Below are 15,202 nucleotides of genomic sequence, written 5' to 3' on the forward strand. Positions count from 1 at the left end.
GCATGATGGCAAGCAGCGGTTCGGACAACGGCAATGTCGAGGACAAGGCACGCCAGTATTGGGCCGCCTGGGGAGACGCCATGCGCCACGGCCAGTCTGGCTCCGCTGCGCAGCCACCGCCGGCATCCGGCGGCGACGCCCCGCAGGACTGGAGAAAGGCAGTGGACTGGTGGTCGCAGCTGCTGCCGACCCAGGCCGCGCCGCAGGCGCAGGAAGCCATCGACCGCTTCCGCACCCAGGCTGGCGGCTGGTTCGGCACCATGCAGCAGGTGGCCGGGCAGTTCGCCGGCCGCGACACCTCCGCCAACGAAGTCTCCGATGCCTGGAGGCGCGCCGTGCAGGGGCAGGGCGAGCAACTGATGCAGTGGACGCTGGGCTCGCTGCGCGGCGGCAGCCCCGGCGGCTTCGACCCGTGGCTGCAGCAGGCGGCGCAGGCCCTGGGCAAATGGCGCGAAGAGAACGCGCCATGGTTGGACATGCCGGCCTTCGGATTGAACCGCAATCATCAGGCGCGCCTGCAGAAACTGGCCCGCGCGCAGCAGGACTATCAGGCGCAGTCGCAGGCCTACGGCGAGCAACTCAAGGCAGCGATCGAGCAGGCCTTCACCCGCTTCACCACCAAGTTGAGCGAGCACGAAAGCAGCGGCAGCCAGCTGACCAGCGCGCGCGCCTTGTTCGATCTGTGGATCGAGGCGGCCGAAGAGTCCTATGCCGACGTCGCGTTGTCGGATCGGTTTCGCGACGTGTACGGCGGGTTTGCCAACGCGCATATGCGCTTGCGCGCGGCCTTGCAGGAGGAGGTCGAACAGCTCAGCGAGCGCTTCGGGATGCCGACGCGTTCGGAGATGGATGCTGCGCATCGCCGTATCGCAGAACTGGAACGCGCGGTGCGCCGGATGCTGCGCACCGCCGCCGCCGCCGCCGCCGGCACCAAGGCGGCTGGCAAGCCTGCCGAAGCCACCACGGCAGCCGATCCGCAGGCCTCGTCCACGCCCAAGCGCGCAGCGCCGCCCAAAGCTGCGGCTGCACGCACGCCGGCCGCTCCAACCGGTGCAGTAAAGAAGACCGTGGCCAAAAAAGCTGGGCCCAAGAAGAGCGCACCTGCAACACCTGCGATTAAAAAGAGCGCCACAGCGAAAGCCGCATCGAAACTCTCGTCCGGCAAGGCGTCCGGCAGCAAGCCGGTCGCACGCACCCCACGTGGAGCCAAGGCATGAAAGGGCCGTTGGGATTCAGCGCCGAAGACCTGATGCAGGAAACCCTGTCGCTGCAACGCAAGCTGCGCGAAGGCCTGAAACTGTTGCCCGGTGTGGAAGACGTCGACTACGGCGTCACCGAACGCGAAGAAATCTGGCGCGACGGCAAGGTGGTGCTGTATCGCTTTGTCGGCGAGCAGGCGCCGGTAGCCAAGACGCCGCTGCTGATCGTGTATGCGTTGGTCAATCGTCCGTACATGGTGGACCTGCAGGCCGATCGATCGCTGGTCAAGGGCCTGTTGAGTCACGGCCAGGATGTCTACGTGCTGGACTGGGGCTACCCGGACCGCTCCGAGCGCTATCTCACGCTCGAGGACTATCTGCTGCGCTACATCGATGGCGCGGTGGATCACCTGCGTGCGCAATCGGGGCTGGAGGCGGTGGACGTGCTCGGCATCTGCCAAGGCGGCACTTTTTCGCTGTGCTACGCCGCGCTGCAACGGCACAAGGTGCGCAACCTGATCACCATGGTCACGCCGGTGGATTTCCACACCCCCGACAACATGCTGTCCAACTGGGCGCGCATGGTGGATGTGGATCTGTTCGTGGACACCATGGGCAACGTGCCGGCGGATCTGATGAACGCCAGTTACCTGATGCTCAAGCCGTTCCGGCTCAATTTGCAGAAGTACGTCGGCTTGCTGGACATCCTCGACGACAAGCAGGCGCTGGAAGATTTCCTGCGCATGGAAAAGTGGATCTTCGATTCGCCGGATCTGGCGGGCGAGGCGTTCCGCGAATTCGTGACCTTGTTCTATCAGCGCAATGGGTTGGTCACCGGCCAGGTGAGCATCGGCGGGCAGGCGGTGGATCTGCAGGACGTCGATATGCCGGTGCTCAATATCTATGCCGAACACGATCATCTGGTGCCGCCGGATGCCTCACGTGCACTGCGTGGGCTGGTGGGCAGTGACGACTACAGCGAACTGAGTTTTCGTGGCGGACATATCGGCATTTATGTGTCCGGACGTGCCCAGCGCGAGGTACCGGTGGCGATCCATCGCTGGCTGCAGGAGCGCGACCGCAGCGTCTGATGCGCTGCGTGTAACCGCGCAGGCCTGCCTGCGCTCGCACACCGCCGTCCCTCACGGCCTGCTGCTGCCCGGCTTTTTAGACTGCTCGTTACGTTCAATGAGCCTGCCCATGGCCACCACTGCACTGTCCCGTTCTCTCAATGACCGCATGATCGCCGGCGTCGTCGGCGGCATCGCGCGTCGTTTCGGATGGAGCTCCACCTTGCTGCGCGTTCTGTTCGTGATCGTCTCGATCGCCTCTGCCGCGTTCCCCGGCATCCTGGTTTACCTGATCCTGTGGCTACTGATCCCCAATCAGGCCGATTGAGCCCGTTGCGGCACGCCCCGTCGCTATTGCTGGTGCTGGGGGCGTTGTGGACGCTGCCCAACACCGTGCTTGGCCTGTTGATCGGTGCCATCGGCAGTTGTTTTGGCGCCCGCCCGCGCTGGTCGGCTCACGAGCTCGCGTTTGTCTTTCATGCCTGGCCCTGGGGGCCGGGCGGGGCGATGACCTTGGGTAATGTGATCCTGCTCAAGGGCGCATCGCTGGATCTGCAATGCAGCACATACGCGCACGCGGCCGGCCGCTGCGCGCATCCGCCGGTGCGCCTGGGCGATCACGAGCGCGCACATGTGTATCAATACATGCTGCTCGGTCCGCTGTTCCTGCCGGTGTATCTGATGTGCGGCGGCATCCATGTGCGCAACCCTCTGGAACGGGCGGCCGATGCGTACGCGATGCATGGCCGCGGTTGGTGGCCATGGTGGTCGTAGCCATCACATCAACTTCGAGCGGCTAACAAAACGATTGCGTTGACCGCCTGGACGGCGCGGCATGGATCCCGCGCGTATACCCCGGTGTTGAGTGCGTTCTCCACGCTCTCCTGACGATCGCTCGCGATGTTTGTCAGCCGTTCTTGGTGCCAGCAGCGCACTCAGCGGCTGCATCGCAACACGGCAGCCGCTCTCAACCCAATCGCGAGAACCCGAACAGTTCAGACAACGGATGCGGTTTGCCTTCCAGCTGCGCACGCAGCAGGCCCGCACCGATTGCGCTGTAGGTGATGCCGTTGCCGCCGTAGGCCATTGCAAACAAGACGCGCGGGCCTTGCTCGGCATGCGCGCCGAAGAACGGCAGGCCGTCGGCGGTTTCGGCAAACGTGCCGCCCCATGAAAACACCGGGCACAAACGCACGTCCGGCATGGTCTTGCCGATCTTCTTCAGCAGCGTCTTCAATTTGCTTTCCACGCGCGCATCGCGGCGTGCCGGAATGTCCACGTTGTCGTCTTCACCGCCTGCAACGACACGGCCGTCGGGCGTGCTGCGCACGTACGGATACGGGCGTGCGGTCTCCCACATCATGGTGTGTTTGAGCGCGCCGATCTCGTTGTCGTGCAGCGGGTCGGTGACGAAGGCATAGCTGCTGCGATTACGTGCCACGCGCTGCGACAGCCACTGCTGGTTGCCGTAGCCTGCGGCCATGATCACGTGCTTGGCGCGTACGACGACGCCTTCTTGAGTACGTAATTCCACGTGCTGATCGTGCGGGACAATGCTAGCGATCGTGGTGCGATCGAAGATGCGTCCGCCGTAATGCTCGCTTTCGGCAAATAGGCGATAGCACAGCCGATACGGGTCGACGCTGGCGGCCAGGCGGCTAAGGATGGCGCCGTCGGAGCGCACGCCGTAGTCGTGCCACAACACCTCGCGCTCGACCCATTCCACCGGCAGCCGATGGGTCTGGCGTGCATCGAGCTCGCGCCGCAGGTCTTTCAGATCGCGCGCACGGCTGGCGTAGTAGAGGCTGTCCTGGCGGGTAAAGTCGCAGCCACCCACGCTGTCGCACAGGTCCTGCAGATCGACGATGGCCTGCGCACAGGCGCCGTAAGCGAGCGCGGCAGCCGGCATGCCGTGCTGTGTGGCCAGATCCACCATTGGCGTGTCGATTTCGTATTGCAACAGCGCAGTGCTGGCGGAGGTACTGCCCCAGCCGATCTCGCGCTGTTCGACCACCACCACTTCATGCCCGTTGCGCAGCAGGTCGTGCGCGATCAGCGCGGCGGTCACGCCGCCGCCCACGATGACGACCTCGGCCTGGGTGTCTTGCTCCAGGCGTGGATAGGCGCGCATCAATCCATTACGGATCGACCAGAACGGGTAGCCACTTTTGAGGTCCATGCGATGTCGTGAGAACGGGTGAACCAGGATTGGACGGCCAAGCGGGGTGAAGTGGTCGTGAGGCGCGCCCGGCCATGAGGCCGTCACCAAACCGCAAACAGCCGGCGTTAACGTGCGTGGAAAGTTCCTCACGGCGCGCTCGTTATGCTCGCGCCCCCCAATGCAGCAACTGCAACAAGCAAGAGGGTGTGGTATGTCGATTGTCCTGTACGTCGGTGGCAGCAAAGATGGCGACAAGGGCGTTGTGCCTTACGGGTTCAGCAAGTCGCGGGCAATGACCGACGCCGGCCCTGAGATCTATGTGGAACGCATGGTGCCGCTGAAGAACGTCGGTAAGATCCGTGTCATGGCCCTGGAATCCATGCACGAAAGCATTCTGGTCGAGCGCGCCGCCACCCATTACGCGCACCGCGCCAGTTGAGCGCGGCGGCATAGGTTTACGGCGGCGCTGTCAACGGGTTTCCGTGGCGGGCCCACACTGCGAAAATGCTTTTTTTCAGTGAAGCGGTTTATTCCGCGCCGCCATGCACGATAGCCAGCTTGCCCAGCAGATCGCTCGCACCATCGCCGACGAGATCGGTGCCCAACCCGCCCAGGCGCGCGCCGCCATCGCGCTTCTCGACGAAGGCGCCAGCGTGCCGTTCATCGCCCGCTACCGAAAAGAAGTCACCGGCGGCCTGGACGATACCCAGCTGCGTAACCTCGAAACGCGTCTGACCTATCTGCGCGAGCTGGAAGACCGCCGCGCGGCGATCCTGTCCAGCATTGGCGAGCAGGGCAAACTCAACGACGAACTGCGCAACGAGATCGCCGCTGCCGACACCAAGTCGCGGCTGGAAGATCTATATCTGCCTTACAAGCCCAAGCGCCGCACGCGTGCGCAGATCGCGCGCGAAGCCGGGCTGGAGCCGTTGGCCGATGGCTTGCTGGCCGACCCGACGCAGGCGCCGGAGGTGGCCGCCGCCGCCTTCATCGACGCCGACAAGGGCGTTGCCGATATCAAGGCCGCGCTGGAAGGCGCCCGCGCGATCCTGATGGAGCGCTGGGGCGAAGATGCCGCGCTAGTCGGCGAACTGCGCAGCTGGCTCAACGACAACGGGGTGATCCGCGCACGCGTCGCCGAGGGCAAGGAAGAGGCCGGTGCCAAGTACCGCGATTACTTCGACCATGCCGAAGCGCTGGCGAAAATTCCGTCGCACCGCTTGCTGGCGCTGTTCCGCGCGCGCCGCGAGGAATTTCTGTATCTGGACCTGGACCCGGGCAGCGATGCCGAAGCCGGACATCAGTACGCCGAAGGCCGGGTGGCGCGCAGTGCCGGCATTTCCAACCAGGGCCGCCCGGCCGACCGCTGGTTGCTGGACGCCTGCCGGCTGACCTGGCGCGCCAAGCTGCACATGCACCTGCTGCTGGACCTGTTCAACCAGGCCCGCGAGAAGGCCGAGGCCGAAGCGATCGCCGTGTTCGGCGACAACCTCAAGGACCTGATGCTCGCCGCGCCAGCGGGCCCGCGCGTGGTGCTGGGGCTGGACCCGGGCATCCGCACCGGTTGCAAGATCGCCGTGGTCGATGCCACCGGCAAGCTGGTGGCGACCGAGACGATCTACCCGCACGAGCCCAAACGGCAATGGGACCAGTCGCTGCAGACGATCAAGAAGCTGTGCATGCAGTACAACGTGGAGCTGATCGCGATCGGCAACGGCACCGCCAGCCGCGAAACCGACAAGCTGGCCGGTGAGGCGATCGCGTTGTGCGGCGCGACCAAGTTGCAGAAGGTCGTGGTCAGCGAAGCGGGGGCGTCGGTGTATTCGGCGTCCGAGTTTGCCGCCAAGGAATTCCCGGAGCTGGATGTCTCGCTGCGCGGCGCGGTGTCGATCGCACGGCGGTTGCAGGACCCGCTGGCCGAGCTGGTCAAGATCGAGCCCAAGGCGATCGGCGTGGGCCAGTATCAGCACGACGTGGATCAGTATCGCCTGGCCAAGGCACTGGAGGCGCGCGTGGAAGACTGCGTCAACGCCGTGGGCGTCTACGTCAACACCGCCTCGGCAGCGTTACTGTCGCGTGTCTCCGGCCTGTCCAGCACGGTGGCCGAGAACATCGTGCGCCACCGCGACGACAACGGCCCGTTCAAGCGTCGCAAGGATCTGCTCAAGGTGCCGCGTCTGGGCGACAAGACCTTCGAACAATGCGCCGGTTTTTTGCGCATTGCCGATGGCGACGAGCCGCTGGATGTGTCGGCCGTGCATCCGGAAGCCTATCCGGTGGTCGAGCGCATCGTGGCCAACACCGGCAAGCCGATCAAGGCGTTGCTGGGCGATGGCAGTTTCCTGCGCGGCTTGAAGCCGGAGCTGTTCACCGATGCGCAGTTCGGTGTGCCGACCGTGCGCGACATCCTGAAAGAGATGGAAAAACCCGGCCGCGACCCGCGTCCGGAGTTCAAGGCTGCGCAATTCGCCGAGGGCATTGAAGACATCAAGCACCTCAAGCCGGGCATGGTGCTGGAAGGCGTGGTCAGCAACGTGGCCGCGTTCGGCGCCTTCGTCGATATCGGCGTGCACCAGGATGGACTGGTGCATATCTCGGCGTTGTCGGACACCTTCGTCAAGGATCCGCGCGATGTGGTCAAGGCCGGCGATATCGTCAAGGTCAAGGTGCTGGAAGTGGATGTGCCGCGTAAGCGCATCGCACTGACCTGCCGCCTGTCCGACACGCCGCCGGCGGCAGATGGCACGGCGCAGTCGCGCGATGCACGCGGCAATGGCGGGCCGGGGCAGGGCCGTCGCGACGGCGGCGGACGTGGGCCGGCACCCGGCAACAGCAAGCCGCGGACCACTGCGCCACCGGCCGATAACGCACTGGCTGCCGCATTCGCCCGCGCCAAACGCACCTAAGTCATGCTGCCTGGGGCGGCGACTGCCTTCGAGTGATTGGGCAGCAACGTTGCAGATCAGTCGTAGAGCGACTGCTGTGCAACGTTACAGCAGGGCCTTTGCCCGCCCACCATCGCGGGACACGCCGCAAGGACGTCCTTGTTGGCTCTTCTACGGCATCCATGCCGCATAAGGTCCCGCGACGGTGGGCGGGCAAGGACCAGTCGAAATGGTCGGTGTGCATGTTTTCAACAACGTTCCAATCTGGTGCGGTGTCCTCGCCGATTGCGGGACCCTGTGTCGGCATGAATGCCGCCACGAATGGATTCACGACGTGTCCCGCAATCGTCGAGGGCACTGCGCCCTCGACGACCTGAGCTTTTGACTGCATCCAACAAACGACGCTTCGACTCGAATCCCGTTGTGCAGATGCAGCCGGGAATGCAGTCGGGCAGCAATTGAAGCGCGCCGGGCTATCAGACGGTGCGCTCCTGCAAGAAATTCTGCATTCGCAATCGGGGCATTGGCATTCTTCCTGCTCCCTGCCTGCATTCTTTTTATCAGCCGCCGTCGGGCGATCTCACGCCGTTCCCGGCACTGCGCGCGTCGGCACCACCAAGCCTTCGATCAGGTCGACCAGTCCGGGGGGCTCCACCGGCTTGCCCATATGCGCATCGAAACCGGCCGCCACCGCACGGTCGCTGTCTTCTTCGCGCACATAAGCAGTCAGCGCGATTGCCGGAATATGCCGTGGCAGATCGGCGCGACCGGCACGCACGGTGCGGATCAGGTCGTAACCATCGCGCAGCGGCATCGCGATATCGCTGACCAATACATCGAATGCCGCAGCGGCCAGATATTGCTCGGCGGCATCCACCGAGCCGGCCGCCTGCACCTGTGCGCCGGCAAATAGCAGAAACTGCAGCACCGCCTCGCGCGAATCCTGATCGTCGTCGACCAGCAGCACCCGCACGCCGTCCAGCCGCCCATGGCAATCAGCCGGAAGTGGCCCATGCTGGCTCGACTCCACCGAAGGCGGGCGCAGGCCACTGACCCCATGCTGGAACGGCAGCACGATGGTGAACATCGCCCCCTTGCCTTCGCCAGCGCTGGAGGCCCCGAGGCTGCCGCCATGCAGGTCCACCAACTGACGTGAGATCGACAACCCCAGCCCCAGTCCGCCAACCCGACGCGTGGTGCCGGCATCTGCCTGCCGAAACCGATCGAACACGTGTGGCAGAAATTCCGGCGCGATGCCGATCCCGCTGTCCTGCACGCATAGCCGCAGGCGCCCGTCCTCCGCATCCAGGCCCACGCGTACGGTGCCACCGGGTGCGGTGAACTTGAGCGCGTTGCTGAGCAGATTGGTGAGCACCTGCTGCAAGCGCCCGGCATCGCCAAAGAACCACAGCTCGCTCCCAGCCGGTGCATCCAGTTCCAGTGCAATGTCGCGCGCCAGCGCGGCCGGCTGCATCAGTTCTACTGTGCTGTGCGCCAACCCGGCAATGTCGAAATGCTCGGACTGCAAACGGATCTTGCCGGACAGGATCGCGCTCATATCCAGCAGGTCGTCGATAATCTGCGTCTGCGCGCGCGCTACGCTCGATGATGACCAGACCTTTTGTGAGGTTCTCCGGCGCGAAGCTCTGCGACTGCATCAGTCGCGACCACCCCAGGATCGCGTTGAGCGGTGTGCGCAATTCGTGGCTGAGCGTGGCCAGGAATTCGTCTTTGACCCGGCTGGCATGTTCGGCCTGACCGCGTGCAGTGGTTTCCGCCTGCAGCGACAGCTTGAGCTTGGCATCCACGCGCGTGCGCTCGATCACGATGCCGGCCAGGTGCGATGCGGAGCGCGCCATTGCCTGTTCGCGCAGCGAGGGCAGATACGGACGGTCGTAGTAGATGTTGAGCGTGCCCAACACCTGACCATCGCTGGACAAGATCGGCGTGACGCAGCACGCCACGATGCCCAGCATCGCCGAGACCGCATGGTGAGGGCCGAAGCTTGGATCGGCCTGGAGATCGGCACAGATGACCTGCCGGCCAAGATGTGCGGCACGCGAACAAGGCGGCCCATCCGGACCGATCGGCACCGGCTCGAAGTTGCCGTGATACGCAAGCGGAAAGTGCGGCGCCGAGCCGAAGCTCAGGGTATGCCGCACCTCGTCCAGCACCATCACCGAGCAATACAGCCCAATCTCACCGCGCGCCTCCACGCTCAAGGCAATCGCATCCAGCACCACCGGCAACGGTGCGCCGGTGGTGATCAGGCTCAGGATTGCGCGGTCGGACGCGGTGGCATCTTCGATGTGCTTGCGTTCGGAGATATCGGTGAGCGAGCCGATATGCCCGAGAAAACGCCCATCGCTGGCGAAATGCGGCGAGGCAGTATCGATGCACCAGCGGTACTGGCCGTCGTGGCGGCGCACCCGGTATTCGGCCAAAAATTCGCCGTGCCGTTCCAGTGCCTGTTCGAACGCCAACCGCACGCGTCCGGCATCGTCCGGATGCATCACATCCCACCAGCCCTGATCCAGCGCCTGATCTTCGGCTTGTCCGGTGAAGTGGTACCAGCGCGGGTTCCAGTACACGCAATCGCCTTGCGCGTCTGACATCCAGATCATGGCCGGCACCGTCTCGCACAGCGCACGGAAGCGGATTTCGCTCTCGCGCAGTTGCTGCTCGAAGGTCCGGCGATCGTGAATGTCGGTGTAGGTGCCGATCCATTCGCTGATGCCGCCATCGTCGCCACGGACGGGCAGGGCGCGCACCAGATGCCAACGCACCTGGCCATCGTGGCGCAGCAATTCGCACTCGATCTCGTAGGGGCGCGCGTCGAACAATGCGTCCTGCCATGCCTGCACCGACAGCTGCAGTCCGTCGGTGGTGTGGGCCCGATGCCACGCGGCGCTCTCGTTGTCGCTCGGATCCAGCCCGGTGTATTCGTACCAGCGTTGATTGAAGTAGTGCGGCTGCCCATCCGGCCCGGCGATGAAGATGATCTGCGGCAAGGTGTCGGCAAGCCGGCGCAGACGCGCTTCGCTGGCGGCCAGTTGCTGCTGCGCCTTGGCCCGCTGCATCGACTCCCAACAGCGCGCCGCCACCAGCCGCACCAGCTCGATCTCGGTCGACAACCAGCGTCGCGGTGCGCGTTGATGCACGCCGATTGCCGCGACCAGCCGGCCATGTTTATGCAGCGGGATTGCCAACGACGCGCGCAAGCCGGAGTGGCGATACTGCTCGGCCACATAGTCCGGCGCACCTGGCGCCATCGCATCGGTGGTGAACCACGGCCGGTTCGCCAGCAGCGCATCGCGCAGGCCTTGGGCCACTTCCATCGGGAAGTCGCCTTGCAGGCTCGGCATGTCCTGCACATGGTCGCTGATTACATGCATGGTGCTGCCATCTTCGGCCGCCAGTCCGAACGCACAGCGATTGGCCTGCAGATGTTCGCCAAGCAGGCGCACGCTGGTGTCGATGACGTGCCGCGGGTCCGAGACATGCTGCAAGGCGTCTTCGAGCATCAGCAGAAAACTGTCGCGACTCTCGATGCGTCGCTGCGCAGTCACGTCGAAGCCGTGCACCAGAATCGCATCGACGCGACCATCGCTGTCGCGCATCGGCTGGTACAGAAAGTCGACGAACGTTTCGTCGAGCGTGCTGCCGGGTGTGCGCTGCAGATAGGCCGTCATCGATTCGCCGATGAAAGGCTGGCCGCTACGACGGACCTCGTCGAGCAGGCCGAGATAGCCTTGATCGGCGATCTCCGGCATCGCCTCCAGCAAGGGGCGGCCCAGCAATGGACGCTCGCCGACAAGATCGTGGAAGCGTTGGTTGACGCTTTCGATGACGTAGTCAGGCCCACGCAGCACTGCCATGAACGCCGGCGCTTGGTCGAGCACGGGCGGCGCTGCAAGCGACACCGCGTCGCTACGCCGTTCGCGCGCAGTGCGTGCAGGCGCAGTGGCCACATACAACGCGCCTACCTGTTTGCCGGCATCCAGGATAGGACTGCACGACCATGTCGACAGATTCAATGCAGCGCCTGCGCCGCCGGGCAGGTCGCCAGCCCCGGGGATCGCGTTGAGTTCCGCAAGCGGCTGGCCGAATGCAGCAGGGTGCCGTTGGCCGAACGACGCGATGCAGGCATCGTTGTAGATGCAGCGTGCGTGCTCACTCCAGACCAATAGCATCGGGTGCTGTGCGTGCAGACACACCGACAGCGCGGTGCGCAGTGCCTGACTGCTGCAGAGCAGCCGGTCGTTGGCGCATGCGGACGCCACGACCAATGTTGCAGTTTCGCTCGGCTCCGGTAACAGGCCGGCAAACGGCGAGGCGGCATTCTCCATCCAGCAACCACCTGCAAATCTTCGATGGGTGATTCTAGTGACAACCGCTCCGGTGGCAACCGCAGCCGACACCCGGTCAGGTGGCGACGAGGCAGCGCGGTACGGTCAGCTACTGGCGCTGCTCAGCTGCCGCGCACGCGAGAGGGCGCCGACAAGTTCTTCGGACAGATAGGGCTTGGTCAGAATGACCCCACGTTCGAAGCCGGTGGGAATACTGCCGCTGGCAACGCCGGTCGCCAGCACAAAGGGAATTCCGAGTTCCGACAGCAGGCTAGCAACCGGCTCGCTGGTCTGGCCATTGCCCAGGCGATAATCCAGCACGGCGATATCCGGCGCGTCGGCCCGGATCAACTGCAGCGCATCCTGCACCTCGCCGACAGGGCCAACCACGGCCGCACCGGCATGGACAAGCTGCAACTCGAGCAGCATGGCATTCATGTCATCGTTTTCGACCACGAGTACCCGAACTCCACGCAACACCGACATTGCTTACTCCTTCACTAGGTCGGCCAGTATATCCAGGCTGGTCGGCCAAGGCGCTGCCGACGCCGCTTGCACCTGAATTCGTCAGGAGCGTCCTGACACTGTTCGTTTCATTCGCAAGCCGCTATACTGCGCGGCCACGCCGAAGTGGCGGAATCGGTAGACGCAGCGGACTCAAAATCCGCCGCCCTTAAAAGCGTGTGGGTTCGAGTCCCACCTTCGGCACCAAGATGTTGCGGTAACAGCGAAAGCCCTTCCGGCGCAATCCGGAGGGGCTTTTTGCTGTGTGCTGTGGTGCCACGGCAAGGCTGCGGATTGACGCCAGCGCGAAGTCCGATGCGCATGCGATCGCTAGCCGTCTGCGCGCAGCAGGCATGCGCTTGTTCGCAGGTCATCGCGTTGCATGTCGTCGGTTTCGGCGCATTGCCTCATCGCCGTGGTCATGCGCGGCTAAAAGATGCGTTTGTTCCTTACGCAACTGCGGTCTCCGGTGGCGTTGCAGGCACGCAACCATCACGCCCGGTCGGTACCGTGGAGCTCCCCTTCAAGTAGGTAGCCACCATGGATTTCGATGCTTCGCAGCAATTGCGTATTCTTCGCGATATCCACGACACCAAGCCGGTGTCCGACGAAGAAGGAAATTGGGCGGTGCGTGCAGGCTATGCCACGCAAGCCGAAGACGGCGACATCGATCTGACCCACGAAGGTCGCAAGGCGTTGGATGTCGGGCAGGCCTGACCTTGCGATGCACGTGCTGGGTGGCGATGCGCGTGTGCATGCGACAGCTTCGACCGACACCGCAACCGCATGGCCGGGTGCGCCACACGCGTGTTGCATTTACGCGGCAATCAACGCTCGTGGCGGTTGCATGCTCGGTTCAACCAAGCGGTACTCGGCGCCACTGCTGAGCACTGCAAACATGCATAAAAAAAGCCCCGGCAGAGCCGGGGCTTTTGGATGATTGGCGTCCCCACGGGGATTCGAACCCCGGTGTCCACCGTGAAAGGGTGGTGTCCTAGGCCTCTAGACGATGGGGACGCGTATCAAAACCTCGTTGTCCAATCCAGACGGCCTAATGTCTGAAGTGGTGGAGCCAGGCGGGATCGAACCGCCGACCTCCTGCATGCCATGCAGGCGCTCTCCCAGCTGAGCTATGGCCCCGCGTTGCTGCGAGCCGGCAATCATAGCGACTGAAGACGGCTTTGGGAAGCGGTCTGTGCAAAAAAGATCTCCGGTGCTTCGGTGCGTCGATCTGGATTGCGTGATCAGCACGAAGCTGCGCATGCGGCCAATCAATACGTCTCTTCTTGCGAGGGACCTTGCGATCAATCCGATGGCCTGGATGATTCGTCGTCGTCGTCTTCGTCGTTGCGGAGTAGGCAAGTGCTGCGGACGTCGTCTCGTGTCAGCGCGTGGGCGGCAGCATCGAAGCGCAGCCTTCAATCATCAACATCGTGATCAGCAGCATCAAGCGCCTGCATTCGCAACCGACGGTGCAGTCGACGTTAGCGACCAATGCTCCACGTCCATGCTGTGCGCGGCGTTCGTTGCGCGACCGCATGTGGCACTCGATGCCGAGCTTGGGTCGCCGCTGACGAGACGGGCGAGTGATCGATGCCACTGCTTGCGCATGAGATCTGCGCCACGCTCGCGCAAGCCGGTTCCAGGGAGCCCTCGTTCGGCAGGTCGCCGATGGTGTCGATGTACATTCCAGGCCGTGCGCAACGCAACGACGCTCGAACTTTTTGACACGTCCATGGCGGCAGCGAGGCTGCTACCAAGACATAGCGCAAGCGCTCATCACTGCAAAAAAACACGCAAAAAAAAAGCCCCGGCAGAGCCAGGGCTTTTGGATGATTGGCGTCCCCACGGGGATTCGAACCCCGGTGTCCACCGTGAAAGGGTGGTGTCCTAGGCCTCTAGACGATGGGGACGCAGATCAAAACCTGAGTCGTCATTTCAGACGGCCTAATGTCTGAGATGGTGGAGCCAGGCGGGATCGAACCGCCGACCTCCTGCATGCCATGCAGGCGCTCTCCCAGCTGAGCTATGGCCCCACGAAACTGAGAACGAAATAATAGCGACCGGTTAATGTTCGCGCAAGCGCTTTTTCATTCCGATTGAGACAGCGCGTGCGCTCGGCAACGCTGCCTGACACTCACTTGACGCCGTGCAGATCGCGCAGCTGCGTCGGCCGGGCGCCGAAATAGGCGGCTAGGTCGGCGATGTCCTGATCGCTCAATGCAGTGGCCTGCGCCGTCATCAACGGGTGCTGGCGGTCGCCACTGCGATACGCCTGCAGCGCATGCGCAAGATAGTCGCCGTACTGGCCGCCTAGCTTGGGATAGCTGGGGTCGATCGGCGCATTGCCATCGGCACCATGGCAATCCACGCAGCTCTGGCCGGTGGCCTTGCCTTTGGTATGCGCGAGTTTGTCGCCAGCCTCGGCGCGACCGGTGGGCAAGCCGGCAGAGGAGCCAGAGCCGTGCTCGCCGCTGGCATGGCCGGCATCGCCGGCGGAGTGATCGGTGGATTCGACCTGGGATTGAGAGCAGGCCGCCATCGTGAGGGCAGCGACCAGGACGATGGCTAGACGCGGAGCGTGCAGGGCGTTCGGCATGTGGGCGCTTACTTGAGGGTGGACAGGAAGGCGGAGATGTCGGCGATGTCCTGCTCGGAGAAACTCTGCGCCTGCGCCTGCATGGTCGGGTGTTTGCGCTTGCCCTGGCGGTATTCGGTCAGCGCCTGGGTCAGATACTGACTGGACTGGCCGCCGATCTTGGGCACGCGGTAACTTGGGTAGGCGTTCTTGTAGCCGGTCACGCCGTGGCAGCCCTGGCAGGTATACGCCAGCAGGCGGCCATTGGAGGGATTACCGGTCGGCGCTATGGGCGCAGCGGCAGCCGATGCGGCGGCGGCAGGCGCCGGCGTGGCCGGTACGGCTGGCGTGACTGACGGTGTCGCTGATGCGCCCCCAAACGGCAGGAAGACGACCAGAGCGAGACAAGCGGCGAGCGGCTGCGGGCGCATGGTTTCGTATCCGGAAGACTGATTG

General features: G+C 64.0%; 11 protein-coding genes, 5 tRNA genes and 1 pseudogene. 8 read left to right on the forward strand and 9 right to left on the reverse strand.

The window, feature by feature from the left end; all coding sequences use genetic code 11:
- Window positions 1–2: 2 nt before the first annotated feature.
- From phaE to XdyCFBP7245_RS10585, 4 genes are all read left to right on the forward strand, one after another.
- Complete coding sequence (gene phaE / locus XdyCFBP7245_RS10570; protein ID WP_104615622.1) at window positions 3–1,217, forward strand: class III poly(R)-hydroxyalkanoic acid synthase subunit PhaE; 1,215 nt, start codon at window positions 3–5, stop codon at window positions 1,215–1,217.
- Entirely contained in the window at window positions 1,214–2,290 is a 1,077-nt protein-coding gene (locus tag XdyCFBP7245_RS10575) for a class III poly(R)-hydroxyalkanoic acid synthase subunit PhaC (RefSeq protein ID WP_104615623.1), read from the forward strand. The genes phaE and XdyCFBP7245_RS10575 overlap by 4 nt, the downstream gene beginning before the upstream one ends.
- A gap of 109 nt (window positions 2,291–2,399) precedes the next feature.
- Window positions 2,400–2,597: a PspC domain-containing protein gene (locus XdyCFBP7245_RS10580; protein WP_029219975.1), complete on the forward strand. Its 198-nt coding sequence runs from the start codon at window positions 2,400–2,402 to the stop codon at window positions 2,595–2,597.
- Window positions 2,598–2,602: 5 nt separating this feature from the next.
- Window positions 2,603–3,043 carry a hypothetical protein gene (locus XdyCFBP7245_RS10585; RefSeq protein ID WP_170068610.1) on the forward strand — a complete coding sequence of 147 codons (441 nt, stop codon included), beginning with the start codon at window positions 2,603–2,605 and terminating at the stop codon, window positions 3,041–3,043.
- Between the two features lie 193 nt (window positions 3,044–3,236).
- Here XdyCFBP7245_RS10585 and XdyCFBP7245_RS10590 read toward each other — a convergent pair whose 3' ends face one another.
- Entirely contained in the window at window positions 3,237–4,448 is a 1,212-nt protein-coding gene (locus XdyCFBP7245_RS10590; protein ID WP_104615625.1) for an NAD(P)/FAD-dependent oxidoreductase, read from the reverse strand.
- A gap of 193 nt (window positions 4,449–4,641) precedes the next feature.
- Here XdyCFBP7245_RS10590 and XdyCFBP7245_RS10595 point away from each other — a divergent pair, with 193 nt between their 5' ends.
- Both XdyCFBP7245_RS10595 and XdyCFBP7245_RS10600 read left to right on the forward strand, forming a co-directional pair.
- Window positions 4,642–4,869 (forward strand): hypothetical protein, encoded by a 228-nt coding sequence (locus XdyCFBP7245_RS10595; protein ID WP_055854106.1) that lies wholly within the window; start codon window positions 4,642–4,644, stop codon window positions 4,867–4,869.
- 103 nt (window positions 4,870–4,972) lie between these two features.
- Entirely contained in the window at window positions 4,973–7,336 is a 2,364-nt protein-coding gene (locus XdyCFBP7245_RS10600) for a Tex family protein (RefSeq protein WP_104615626.1), read from the forward strand.
- 559 nt (window positions 7,337–7,895) lie between these two features.
- On the opposite strand, the pseudogene XdyCFBP7245_RS10610 reads toward XdyCFBP7245_RS10600, so the two are convergent.
- Together XdyCFBP7245_RS10610 and XdyCFBP7245_RS10615 are read right to left on the reverse strand one after the other, a co-directional pair.
- Window positions 7,896–11,664: pseudogene (locus XdyCFBP7245_RS10610) on the reverse strand (PAS domain S-box protein).
- Window positions 11,665–11,769: 105 nt separating this feature from the next.
- Complete coding sequence (locus tag XdyCFBP7245_RS10615; RefSeq protein ID WP_170068605.1) at window positions 11,770–12,150, reverse strand: response regulator; 381 nt, start codon at window positions 12,148–12,150, stop codon at window positions 11,770–11,772.
- 138 nt (window positions 12,151–12,288) lie between these two features.
- Here XdyCFBP7245_RS10615 and XdyCFBP7245_RS10620 point away from each other — a divergent pair.
- Both XdyCFBP7245_RS10620 and XdyCFBP7245_RS10625 read left to right on the forward strand, forming a co-directional pair.
- A tRNA-Leu gene (locus XdyCFBP7245_RS10620) sits at window positions 12,289–12,375 on the forward strand.
- A gap of 333 nt (window positions 12,376–12,708) precedes the next feature.
- The gene (locus XdyCFBP7245_RS10625; protein WP_104615628.1) at window positions 12,709–12,885 is read left to right on the forward strand and encodes a hypothetical protein; all 177 of its coding nucleotides are present in this window, start codon (window positions 12,709–12,711) and stop codon (window positions 12,883–12,885) included.
- A 224-nt stretch (window positions 12,886–13,109) separates the two neighbouring features.
- Here the strand turns inward: XdyCFBP7245_RS10625 and XdyCFBP7245_RS10630 are convergent.
- The 6 genes from XdyCFBP7245_RS10630 to XdyCFBP7245_RS10655 form a co-directional block, all read right to left on the reverse strand.
- Window positions 13,110–13,185: transfer RNA gene (locus tag XdyCFBP7245_RS10630), tRNA-Glu, on the reverse strand.
- A 47-nt stretch (window positions 13,186–13,232) separates the two neighbouring features.
- Window positions 13,233–13,308: transfer RNA gene (locus XdyCFBP7245_RS10635), tRNA-Ala, on the reverse strand.
- Between the two features lie 697 nt (window positions 13,309–14,005).
- A tRNA-Glu gene (locus XdyCFBP7245_RS10640) sits at window positions 14,006–14,081 on the reverse strand.
- A gap of 47 nt (window positions 14,082–14,128) precedes the next feature.
- Window positions 14,129–14,204: transfer RNA gene (locus tag XdyCFBP7245_RS10645), tRNA-Ala, on the reverse strand.
- A gap of 101 nt (window positions 14,205–14,305) precedes the next feature.
- On the reverse strand, window positions 14,306–14,767 hold the full coding sequence (locus XdyCFBP7245_RS10650; RefSeq protein WP_170068606.1) for a c-type cytochrome: 462 nt from the start codon (window positions 14,765–14,767) through the stop codon (window positions 14,306–14,308).
- An 8-nt stretch (window positions 14,768–14,775) separates the two neighbouring features.
- Window positions 14,776–15,177, reverse strand: a complete 402-nt coding sequence (locus tag XdyCFBP7245_RS10655) for a c-type cytochrome (RefSeq protein WP_104615630.1) — start codon at window positions 15,175–15,177, stop codon at window positions 14,776–14,778.
- Between the last annotated feature and the right edge of the window lie 25 nt (window positions 15,178–15,202).

The organism is Xanthomonas dyei (assembly GCF_002939865.1).
Classification (GTDB): Bacteria; Pseudomonadota; Gammaproteobacteria; order Xanthomonadales; family Xanthomonadaceae; genus Xanthomonas; species Xanthomonas dyei.